This window comes from Serratia sp. CY31944 (genome assembly GCF_052169175.1).
Lineage (GTDB): Bacteria > Pseudomonadota > Gammaproteobacteria > Enterobacterales > Enterobacteriaceae > Serratia > Serratia sarumanii.
In genome coordinates this window covers 146,872-158,109 of record NZ_JBJNLG010000013.1, presented here as the reverse complement: position 1 = coordinate 158,109, position 11,238 = coordinate 146,872, and the positions used below count along the sequence as shown (strand labels likewise).

Genomic DNA, 11,238 nt, shown 5'->3' with positions numbered 1-11,238 from the left:
GGCGGCAATAGCGCGGTGGTCCCACCTGACCCCATGCCGAACTCAGAAGTGAAACGCCGTAGCGCCGATGGTAGTGTGGGGTCTCCCCATGCGAGAGTAGGACACTGCCAGGCATCAAACCAAGCCGAAAGCCCTGAACTGACGTTCAGGGCTTTTTGCTATGCGTAAAACGGAAAATCCCCGTTGCAATCCGCTTCAGCTTTCAGCGTGCGGTTTAATATTCATCACAAATTCCGCGCATTGTCCCTCCAAACGCCAGATATTCTTCGTCCGCTATTAAGTTTGTTTGTTAACTTATAAATAACAATAAAGTAACAACCAGAGCGGCAGGACGCCGAATTTCATCATTGCTATGGCTCGGAGAAAATACCATGACAGAAACAACCTCGGTTCTTGAGGATGAACGCGGCGTCGAACAGGGGGCGCTGGATAACAAAAAACGCATTTTTGCCATCGTCGGGGCTTCATCAGGCAATCTGGTGGAGTGGTTTGATTTTTATGTTTACTCCTTCTGCTCAATCTACTTTGCCGCCTCATTTTTTCCGGCGGGCAACAGCACGACACAACTGCTGCAAACTGCCGGTGTGTTCGCCGCCGGCTTCTTTATGCGGCCGATCGGCGGCTGGCTGTTCGGCTACATTGCCGATAAACACGGCCGAAAAAACTCAATGTTGCTTTCGGTCTGCATGATGTGCGCCGGATCGCTGGTGATCGCCTGTCTGCCGACGTATGAGTCGATCGGCAGCTGGGCGCCGGCGCTGCTGCTGATCGCGCGATTGTTCCAGGGGCTGTCTGTGGGCGGCGAGTACGGCACCAGCGCCACCTACATGAGCGAGGTGGCAATCAAGGGGCGGCGCGGCTTCTACGCATCGTTCCAGTATGTCACGCTGATCGGCGGGCAACTGCTGGCGCTGCTGGTATTGGTGATCCTGCAGCAGATATTGTCCGGCGAAGAGCTGAAAGCCTGGGGATGGCGCATTCCGTTTGCCTTGGGGGCGGTGTTGGCGGTGGTGGCGCTGTACCTGCGCCGTTCGCTGAATGAAACCTCCGATGCGAAAACACGTAACCACCAAGATGCCGGTTCGCTGACGGGGCTATGGAAAAACCGCAAGGCGTTTGTGATGGTGTTGGGCTTTACCGCCGCCGGTTCGCTGACCTTTTACACTTTTACCACCTATATGCAGAAATATCTGGTGAACACCGCCGGTATGGACGCCAAGCTGGCCAGCGCCATCATGACCGCCGCGCTGTTCGTCTTCATGCTGTTGCAGCCGGCGGCAGGCGCGTTCTCGGACAAAATCGGCCGTCGCAGCTCGATGCTGATCTTCTCGGCATTGGCCACCCTGTTGACGGTGCCGATCCTGTTCGCCCTGAAAGGGGTGAGCAACCCCTTTATGGCGTTCGGCCTGATCGTACTGGCGCTGTTCGTTGTCAGCTTTTACACCTCGATCAGCGGGCTGCTTAAAGCCGAGATGTTCCCGCCGGAGGTGCGTGCGTTAGGGGTAGGCTTGTCTTATGCGGTAGCGAATGCCCTGTTCGGCGGTTCGGCGGAATATGTCGCGCTGTCGCTTAAATCGTTCGGCGTGGAAAATGCCTTCTTCTGGTATGTTTCCGGCATGTGCCTGCTGGCGTTGCTGGTCTCGCTCCGGCTGCATCGCAAAGGCAAGGAAATACAGCTGTAATAAAAACCCCGGCCTTGGCCGGGGTCAGAGTAGATCTTACAGGATACGGCTAATCAACCGATCGATGCGGATACGCCGTAGACGGCGAATCAGCTTGCGCACCTTGATCGGGTACTGCTGAATGCTTTGCAGCTCCTGATAATGGCCGACCACGGTGGTGTGAGTGCGGATGCACTCCAGTTCTGTTTGCCGTTGCTCGCGCATTTCCTGCTTGGGATCGTGGATCAGAATGGCGTTTTCCAGATCCAACCGCCAGGCGCGCGGGTTGAGGTTATTGCCGGTAATCAGCTGCCACTCTTCGTCAACCCACATGCCTTTCAGATGATAGCTGTTATCGCCATCCTTCCACAGACGCACGATCAGCTGCCCGGTGTCGATATAGCGCTGCAAGCGGCTCAGAAAACGGCGCAGGTTGATCTCGTACAGGTAGGGCAGCGCGCCGATGATTTTGAACGGCTGGTCTTCCGGAATATAGAAGTCGTTGGCGGTCTTGTCGCCGACGATGATCTCCACCTGTTTGCCCTGGCGCAGCAGATAAATGATATTGCGCACCAGCAGCGCCGGCAGGTTGAAATAAGGGGTGCACAGCGTCAGTTTCTGGTCGGCGCACGACATCAGGTGATGAATGGTTTTATTCAGCACGCTTTGCTTGCCAAGCCCAACCAGCGGCGTCACCGCCAACTCATCGTTGCCGGCCTTACCGCGGAAGTGATAGCCGGCACGGCGCAGGGCGAAACGGAACAGGCGGGTCTCGTTTTTGATCTCCGGGCTTTTCGGCCGATCGCTGCGATCGAGGCGCTGTACGGCGCCGGCGGTGAGCAGATGCTGCTTGATGTAATCGATCAGGGTATCGGCCAACACCTCGTTGGTGATCAGCTGGTAGCGATCGTAACGGTATTTCTCATGCTGATGCAGATAAACGTCGTTGATGCTGGCGCCGCTGTAGATCACGGTATCGTCGACCACAAAGCCCTTCAGGTGCAGTACGCCCAACGCTTCGCGGGTATTGACCGGCACGCCGTAGATAGGCACCGACTGCTCGGGATGTTGGCCGGCCATGGCGCAGTACCAGTCGGCGTTGGTATTGGCGGCGGCGGCACCGATGCGGCCGCGCTGTGCGCGGTGCCAGTCGACCAGCACGCAGATTTCCAGCTCGGGCCGCCGCTGCTTGGCTTGATACAGCGCGTTGAGGATCTCGCGCCCGGCGTCGTCATGCTCCAGATACAGGGCCACCAGATAGATGCGTTGGGTAGCGTTGGCGATGGCGTCCAGCAGCGTGGTGCGAAAATCGGACGGCGCGTACAACGTACGAACATCAGCAACCGTCTGGGGGAGTTTGGGCAGTTGTGCAAGGTGTTGTTGATGTTTGCTACGTTTAAATTTTGACAACATCACAGTGCGTTTCTTCTCTCATGATTGATGGCCGGAACGCCACAGGCATAAAAACATTAAACCGAATAATCGGGCGATAATACCATTAGTTGCCTCGATTGTGCGTATGTTTTGGCGTTAAGTGGTGGATTCGTAGCGCATTGCGACGCAGGTCACTGCGCGTCGGCGGCCTGCAGCGGCAGCGTCAGATTGACGATGCCGTCCTCAAGCTGCACCTCGATGCCAAAGCCCAGCCGCTGCGCCAACGCGATCATGCCGCGGTTATTCGGCATGGTGATGCCGCTCAGACGGGTCAGGCCATGGGCGCGCGCATAGGCGATCATTTTCTCCAGCAGCTGGCGGCCCAGGCCCAGGCCTTTCAGGTCTGAACGCACCAGCACGGCGAATTCGGCGTCGGTGTTGTCCGGATCGGACAGCGCGCGGGTCACGCCGATGATCTCGTCTGCGCGCACCGCCACAAAGGCCATTTCTCGATCGTAGTCGATCTGCGTCATGTTGGCCAAATCGTCATGGGTAAACTCGTTGATCTCGCTGAAGTAGCGATAATAGAGGTCTTCCTTGGTCACCCGATCGATAAAATGCTTCAGCGCCGGCTCGTCTTCCGGCAGGATCGGGCGGAACAGGCATTGGCTGCCGTCTTTCAACGCGATGGTTTCTTCCAGCTCATGCGGATAAGGGCGAATCGCCAGCCGCGCCTGCGGATCGCCGCTGAACGGCGCGAGCTGCATCGAAACGTCCAGCAGGGTGAATTCGCTGCCGGAGGCCAGCACCGGGTGAATATCCAGCCGGGCGATCTCCGGGCAGTCGAGGATCAGGTTGGAGACCTGCACCAGCAGGCGGCTCAGCCCGGGGATATCCAAAGGCCGCAGCGCGCTGCGGCCGCGGATCTTGCCGCCTTTCACCGCCTGCAGCACCAGATAACGCGCCAGCGCCATGTTCAGCGGCGGCAGCGCGACCGCCACCTGATTTTCCTGGCGCCACTCCACGCCGCCTTCGCCCAGCATGATCAGCGGGCCGAAAATCGCATCCTGCTCCACCGCGATGCGCAGCTCTTGGGCGCCGGCACGGTTGGCCATGCTCTGCACCAGCAGGCCGTGAATGCGTGCCTGGGGGTAGGTGCGCTTCACGCGGTCGAGGATCGCCTCCGCCGCGCGCTGCACTTCGGTCGCGGTGCGCAGGTAGAGCATGACGCCCTGAACTTCCGATTTGTGCGGGATATCCGGCGAACGCAGCTTCAGCGCCACCGGGTAGCCGATCTGTTCGGCGATGTGTACCGCTTCGGCGCTGTCTTCGGCGATCCAGGTCGGCAGGGTGCTCAGGTCATAGGCCTGCAGAATGGATTGCACCTCGTGGGTATCCAGCTGGGTGGCGCCTTCGGCCAGCGCCTGATGGATCAACCGGTGGGCGTCGGCGGTGTTGGCGGTCAGGCCGATCGGCAGCGCCGGCGTCTCTTTCAGCTGCTTCTGATTGCGGCGGTATTCCACCATATGCATAAAGGCGGTCACCGCGCCTTCCGGGGTGCGGTAGGTGGGAATGGCGGCCTCGGTAAACAGCCGGCGCGCCTCTTGCGAAGAGTATTCGCCGCACCAGTTGGTCAGCAACGTGATGCGCTTGCCGCGCGCATGGCGATGCAGCGCGTCGATCAGCCGTTCCGCCGTGGCGGTGCCCGGCGCCGCCGCGCTCGGCGCGTGGATCAACAGCAGCGCGTCATAGTCGTGGCTGTCGAGCAGCGCTTCGATTGCCGCCAGGAAGCGCTGCGGCGTGGCGTCATCGCGCAGGTCGAGCGGATTGCCGGCGCGGATGAAATCCGGCAGCGCGTCGCTCAATTTTGCCAGGCTCTCATCGCTCAGCGTGGCCAGTTTGCCGTTGCGTCCGAGCAGTTCGTCCAGCGCCATCGCCGCCGGCGCCGCCCCGTTGCTGACGATCATCAGCCGCTCGCCGCGCAGCGGATGCATATGGCTGAGGGTTTCCACCGCCGAGAACAGCTCGTGGGTATCCTGCACGCGCAGCAGGCCGGCGCGCTGGATGGCGGCATCATAGGCGGCGTCAAGCCCCAGCTGGCTGTTGAGCAGCAGCTGCGCCTGTTGGCTGCGGCCGCTTTTGATCACCAGAATGGGCTTGTTGCGTGAGGCGCTGCGCGAGGCGGAGAGAAAGCGCCGCGCGTCGCTGATGTTTTCCAGATACAGCAGGATGGCGCTGGTCTTGCTGTCGCGCGCCAAAAAGTCGAGCAGGTCGTCGACGTCGATGTCCAGGCTGTCGCCCAGCGCGATGAAGTAGGAGAAACCGACTTCGCGCTGCTGCGCCCAGTCGAGAATGGTGTTGGCCACGGCGGCGGACTGCGAGATAAACGCCAGTTTGCCCTTTTGGATCGGCACCGGCGAGAAGCTGGCGTTGATGCCCTGCCACGGCGCCAGCAGCCCCAGGCTGTTGGGCCCTAACAGCCGCATGGCGTAGCGCTGTGCGCAGGCCTTCAGCTCGGCGAACTGTTCCGGCGGCGAAGAGAGCACGATGGCGGTTTTGCAGCCGCGTTGGCCCAGCGCTTCAATCAGCGCCAGATTGCGTTTGGCGTGGGTGCAGATGATCGCCAGATCTGGCGTCAGCGGCAGGCTGGCGACGTCGGGGTAGGCCATCACGCCGCATACCGCCTTGTAGCGCGGCGTGACCGGCAAGATGGGCCCGCCGAAACCGCCGGCCAGCAGGTTGCTCATCATCAGGTTGCCGGCGCGGCCGGGCTGCTGCGACGCGCCCAGCACGGCGATCGATTTGGGACGTAGTAGCGCTTCTAACCCTCGCTGGCTCATGCACGGCTCCTTTTGGCAACGTTACGCCTGATTTTAGGCGCTTTCTGGCTACATTGCTGTGACCGGTGCCTCCGGCCGGGTCGGTTTACCCGCCAGATACTGTTGACGGAAATAGCGGAAATGCTGATTCAATCCGTCGGCGGCCGGCAGATCGCCCGCCTGTTGCAGCAGGGCGGCGGCCACTTCCGCCGTGCAGTGTTGCTCGGCGCGGCTGGCTTCGCGCAGCTGATAGTCCGATGCCGCGTCGACGTTGAGGGAAAACACCGGGAATTGATTGAGGTACGGGCTTTTACGGAACATTTTGCGCGCTTCCGCCCAGGTGCCGTCCAGCATGATGAACAGCGGCGGTTTGCCGCCGGCGGGCAGCTCGCTGAACACCGGCCGTTCGGCGTCGGCGTAGGAAGCGGGGAACACCACATAAGGCTGCCGCGCCGGATCGTTGATGGCCGCCAGCAGGGCCGGATCGATCTCGGTGCGTGACCAGAGAAACGCCTGGGTGTCCGGCAGGATATCGGCGATCAGGCGGCCGGTGTTGCTGGGCTTGAGCGGCTCGGCGCCGAACATGATCAGGCAGAAACGGCTGCCGGCCTGCTGCGGGCGAATGGTGTCGCACAGGCAGTTTTTATGCGGTAGCAGGCAACCCTGACAACGCGCCACCCGGCAACCGCGCGCCAGAAAAGGGCGGGTGGCGCGGTCTAAACGGAATTGGCGCAGGCGAAGTACGGCGTTGTCGGTCATAACGATCCTGGGGAAAAACCGCCATTGTAACGCAGAAAAAAGCCCGCCGGGAGGGGCGGGCTCGATCGCGGCACGTTCGCGCGCGATGGCGGGATACGGCCTATACTTGCCGAATCACACCAACTCGTTGAGCCAGTTGTCAAACGGCGCTTTCGGCATCGCGCCGTTGAGCATATCGACCATTTTGCCCTGACGGAACACCATGATGGTCGGGATGCTGCGGATGCGGAAACGGGCGCTCAGCTCCGGCTCGGCTTCGGTGTTCACTTTCACGAAGCGCACTTTGCCGGCGCGCTCTTCGGCCACGTCTTCAAAGATCGGCGCAAAGCTGCGGCACGGGCCGCACCACGGCGCCCAAAAATCGACCACGACCGGCAGATCGTCCTGCAGCAACTGGTCCAGCGTGGCGGCGGTGGCGTTGATCACTTCACCGTCGAAGAGCTCATGGCCGCAGCGGCCGCATTTCGCGTTGTCCGCCAGACGTTCTTCCGGCACGCGGTTGGTGGCATTGCAAGCTGCACAAACTGTATTCATGTTGACCTCGGGTACAGAGAAAGCATGGTCCCCGCAACGCGGTTGCGGAGATGTTTCTTTAATGCTGACAATTATCGGCAAAACCCGGCGCATGAACAATGAGGTTTGTTCAATGGATGTGATAGTTGGGAGCTTTTAGCGCAAGTTGGTGGCTTCGTGCACCAACATCAGGTAATCTTCGCGCCCTGCGCGTTGGTGGAGAAGACAATGAACGATTCATTTAGTGGCAAGAACGGTAAAGTCAAAGTGATGTACGTCCGCAGTGACGACGACAACGGCGACGACCGCAACAAGAATAAACGTCCGGCCGGCAAAGGCCGTCCGGCTGACGGTGCGCGCTCAGGCCGCACCGGTCAAGACAAGGCGCGTGGCGGCAACGATCGCCGCGGCGCCGACTCCCGCCGCAGTGAAAGCGATCGTCCTCGCCGTCCGGCGCGCTCTGAAGATCGCGGCGGCAACGAGTCGCCGTGGAGAACCGTCTCGCGCGCGCCGAATGAAGAGCCGGCGTTCGATCACGGCGGCATCAGCGGCAAAAGCTTTATCGATCCTGAGCAACTGCGCCGCCAGCGCGCGGAAGAAACCCGCGTTTACGGTGAAAACGCCTGTCAGGCGCTGTTCGCCAGCCGCCCGGAAGCGATCGTGCGCGCCTGGTTCGTGCAGTCGGTCACCCCGCGCTTCCGCGAAGCGCTGCGCTGGATGGCGGCCAACCGCAAGGCTTACCACGTGGTGGATGAGGAAGAGCTGGCCAAGGCTTCCGGCACCGAGCACCACGGCGGCGTGTGCTTCCTGATCAAAAAACGTCAGGGTCTGGACGCGCAGACCTACCTGAAAACCGCCCCGGCGACCGACTGCGTGCTGGCGCTGGAAGAAGTGGGCAACCCGCATAACCTGGGCGCCATCGTCCGTTCGTGCGCCCACTTCGGCGTCAACGGCGTGCTGCTGCAGGATCCGGCGCTGCTGGAGTCCGGCGCGGCGGTGCGTACCGCAGAAGGCGGCGCTGAGCACATCAAGGCGATCAACGCCGACGATTTCCTGTCGGTGCTGGATACCTTCCGCAAGGCGGGTTACACCATCGTTACCACCTCCAGCCATAAAGGCACCGCGCTGGCGCAGGCCAAGCTGCCGGCCAAGATGGTGCTGGTGCTGGGCCAGGAACGCGACGGTCTGAGCGACAGCGCCTGGCAGCAGGGCGACATGAACGTCTCGATCGGCGGCACCGGCAAGGTGGAAAGCCTGAACGTTTCCGTGGCGACCGGCATTCTGCTGGCGGACTGGTGGCGTCAGAATCAGGCGTAATCTGTTCTACGTCGGATAAAAAACGGGCGCCCCAGGGCGCCCGTTTCGTTATTGAAGCTTAGTGAGCGCCGCCGCCCCCACCGCCGCCGGAGCTGAACGGCGGTTTCGCCACCCACACCAGCGCCAGCAGCACCAGGAATACCCCGGCCGACAGCCAGAAGATCTCGTTGGCGGAGATGATCAGGCCCTGCGCGGTGATCTCGTTGGCGATGTAGGCCGACGCCTGCTGCTTGCTCATGCCGAGCTGCTCCAGCTGCCGGTACATCTCCTGCGACTGCGGGTTGTACGGGTTGACGAACTCCGTCAGCTGCGAATGGTGCTGCGATTCGCGCTGCGTCCACAGGGTGGTGGTGATCGAGGTGCCGATCGAACCCGCCAGCGTCCGCGTGAAATTCGACAGGCTCGACGCCGCCGCCATGCGTTCCGGCGGCAGGCCGGACAGCGTGATGGTGGTCAACGGCATGAAGAAGCAGGCGATGGCGAAGCCCTGAACAAACTGCGGCCAGGCGGACGCGCCGAAGTCCATGCCCGGTTCAAACGTATAGGCGCGCCAGTAGAAGCACACGGCATACATGATGAAGCTGAAGGTGACCAGCCGGCGCATATCGAGCCGGTTGCCGAACTTGCCGATGATCGGCGACAGCAGCACCGGGATCAGCCCGACCGGCGCCGACGCCAGCCCGGCCCAAGTGGCGGTATAGCCGTACACCTCTTGCAGCAGCTGCGGCAACAGCACGATGGCGCCGAAGTACAGCATGTAGGCCAGGCTGATGCACAGGCAGCCGATGGTGAAGTTGCGCGACTTGAACAGCGACAGATCCACCACCGGATGGTCATCCGTCAGCTCCCACACCACCAGGAACAGCAGCGCCACCACCGCTACGACGGTGAGGGTGATGATCTCGGTCGAGTTGAACCAGTCCAGCTCCTTGCCCTGATCGAGCATCACCTGCAGCGAACCGATGCCGACGATCAGCAGCACCAGGCCGACGGTGTCGATCGGTTTGATCTCGGTTTTGGTTTCTCGCCCCTTCAGCGTCGCCATCGCCGCCACGATCACGAAGGCGCCGATCGGGATGTTGATGAAGAAGATCCAGCCCCAATGGTAGTTGTCGCTGATGTAACCGCCGAGGATCGGCCCGAAGATCGGCGCGACGATAACGGTCATCGACCAAAGCGCCAGGGCCATCGCCCGCTTGGCGGGCGGGTAGTTGTTCAGCAACAGGCTCTGCGACAGCGGGATCAGCGGCCCGGCCACCACGCCCTGGATCACGCGGAAGAAGATCAGCATGCCGAGGCTGTTGGAGATGCCGCACAGCCAGGAGGCGAGGACGAACAGCGCGGTGGACCAGAGGAACAGCCGCACTTCGCCGATGCGCTTCGCCAGCCAGCCGGTGATCGGGATCGAGATGGCGTTCGCCACGCCGAACGAGGTGATCACCCAGGTGCCCTGCGAGTTGGAAGACCCGAGGTTACCGGCAATGGTGGGGATCGCCACGTTGGCGATGGTGGAGTCCAGCACCTGCATGAAGGTCGCCATGGCGAGCGCGACCGTCATCCAGGCGAGCTGGGCGCCTTCAAGCGGTTTCTGTGGCAAGATGGCCTCCCGCGCGCTTAGCCGGCGTTCGCATGGATCACGTCGGCGATCAGCTGATTAACCGGCGCCAGGTTCAAGGCCAGCGCGTCGCTCTGGTACAGCGGTTTGTCGCGCACCACGTCGGCCAGCACGCGGCCGTCCAGGTTGGCGGTGTCGACGGTCACCAGCGTAGAAAGACCGATGCGCAGCGGATGGTCGGCCACCTGCTTGGCGTCGAGCTCAATACGCACCGGCAGACGTTGCACCACTTTGATCCAGTTGCCGGTCGCGTTCTGGGCCGGCAGCAGCGAGAAGGCGCTGCCGGTGCCCATGTCGATACCGGCCACTTTGCCCTGATACACCACGTCGTCGCCGTAGACGTCGCTGACCACCGTCGCCGGCTGGCCGATGCGCATGTTGGCGATCTGGGTTTCCTTGAAGTTGGCGTCAACCCAAATGTGATCGGCCGGCACCACCGCCATCAGCGGCGAACCGGCGGCGATTTGCGCGCCGACCTGCACGCTGCGGCGCGAGACATAGCCGGTAATGGGGCTGATCACTTTGGTACGCTGCAGCGCCAGCCAGGCGTCGCGCATTTGCGCGGCGGCCTGTTGGATCGCTGGCTGCTGTTCCAGCGGGGTATTCAGCACCATCGCCTGGTTGGCGTTGTATTGCTGCACCGCCACTTCCAGCGCGGCCTTGGCGCTGTCGACCGCATCGCGAGCGTGTTGCAGCTCTTCGCGGCCGATGGCGTCAACGCTGCCCAGTACCACGCGGCGCTTCAGATCGTTCTCGGCCTTGCTCAGATCGGTCTTGCGCAGGGCGATGTTGGCCTGATATTGCTTGCTGTTGATGATCAGCTGGTGGGTCTGACGCACGCTGTTGGCCAGGCCAGTCTTGGCGCGTTCAAACGCCTGCTCGGCATCGGTCGGATCGAGCGTCAGCAGCACGTCGCCCTGCTTGACGTAGTCGGTGTTGTCGAAATTGACGCTGTTCACGCTGCCGGACACCTGGGCCATGATCTGCACCTGGTTGCCGGAGACGTAGGCGTCGTCGGTTTCCTGGTGATGACGCAGCACCAGGAACCAATACACTAAGTAAGCCACCCCTATAACAATGAAAATAACCGTCAGCAACAGCAGCCAAAATTTACGCTGCTTCTTTTTGCCGCTCGGCTGCTGCGGGTTTTGGATTTCCGCGCTTGCGCTCATGGTGTTCT

General features: G+C 61.6%; 8 protein-coding genes and 1 rRNA gene. 3 read left to right on the top strand and 6 right to left on the bottom strand.

The window, feature by feature from the left end:
* Both rrf and ACJ8IN_RS15130 read left to right on the top strand, forming a co-directional pair.
* Nucleotides 1-113 (top strand): 5S ribosomal RNA (gene rrf, locus ACJ8IN_RS15135); the annotation flags it as partial.
* A 258-nt stretch (nt 114-371) separates the two neighbouring features.
* On the top strand, nt 372-1,682 hold the full coding sequence (locus tag ACJ8IN_RS15130) for an MFS family transporter (protein ID WP_033654343.1): 1,311 nt from the start codon (nt 372-374) through the stop codon (nt 1,680-1,682).
* A 36-nt stretch (nt 1,683-1,718) separates the two neighbouring features.
* Here the strand turns inward: ACJ8IN_RS15130 and pssA are convergent, their stop codons facing one another.
* The 4 genes from pssA to trxC form a co-directional block, all read right to left on the bottom strand.
* Entirely contained in the window at nt 1,719-3,074 is a 1,356-nt protein-coding gene (pssA, locus tag ACJ8IN_RS15125; protein ID WP_033649759.1) for a CDP-diacylglycerol--serine O-phosphatidyltransferase, read from the bottom strand.
* Nucleotides 3,075-3,226: 152 nt separating this feature from the next.
* The gene (locus tag ACJ8IN_RS15120) at nt 3,227-5,875 is read right to left on the bottom strand and encodes a bifunctional acetate--CoA ligase family protein/GNAT family N-acetyltransferase (protein WP_033654341.1); all 2,649 of its coding nucleotides are present in this window, start codon (nt 5,873-5,875) and stop codon (nt 3,227-3,229) included.
* A gap of 48 nt (nt 5,876-5,923) precedes the next feature.
* A complete protein-coding gene (locus ACJ8IN_RS15115; RefSeq protein WP_033635710.1) occupies nt 5,924-6,613 on the bottom strand; it encodes a tRNA-uridine aminocarboxypropyltransferase in 690 nt (229 codons plus the stop codon).
* A gap of 114 nt (nt 6,614-6,727) precedes the next feature.
* Nucleotides 6,728-7,147 (bottom strand): thioredoxin TrxC, encoded by a 420-nt coding sequence (gene trxC, locus ACJ8IN_RS15110; RefSeq protein ID WP_004928868.1) that lies wholly within the window; start codon nt 7,145-7,147, stop codon nt 6,728-6,730.
* 207 nt (nt 7,148-7,354) lie between these two features.
* Here trxC and ACJ8IN_RS15105 point away from each other — a divergent pair, with 207 nt between their 5' ends.
* Nucleotides 7,355-8,443, top strand: coding sequence for a tRNA/rRNA methyltransferase (locus ACJ8IN_RS15105; RefSeq protein WP_004928870.1), 1,089 nt, complete (start codon nt 7,355-7,357; stop codon nt 8,441-8,443).
* A 58-nt stretch (nt 8,444-8,501) separates the two neighbouring features.
* Here ACJ8IN_RS15105 and emrB read toward each other — a convergent pair whose 3' ends face one another.
* Nucleotides 8,502-10,040, bottom strand: a complete 1,539-nt coding sequence (gene emrB, locus ACJ8IN_RS15100; protein WP_033635708.1) for a multidrug efflux MFS transporter permease subunit EmrB — start codon at nt 10,038-10,040, stop codon at nt 8,502-8,504.
* A 17-nt stretch (nt 10,041-10,057) separates the two neighbouring features.
* Entirely contained in the window at nt 10,058-11,230 is a 1,173-nt protein-coding gene (gene emrA / locus ACJ8IN_RS15095) for a multidrug efflux MFS transporter periplasmic adaptor subunit EmrA (RefSeq protein WP_033649764.1), read from the bottom strand.
* Nucleotides 11,231-11,238 lie beyond the last annotated feature (8 nt).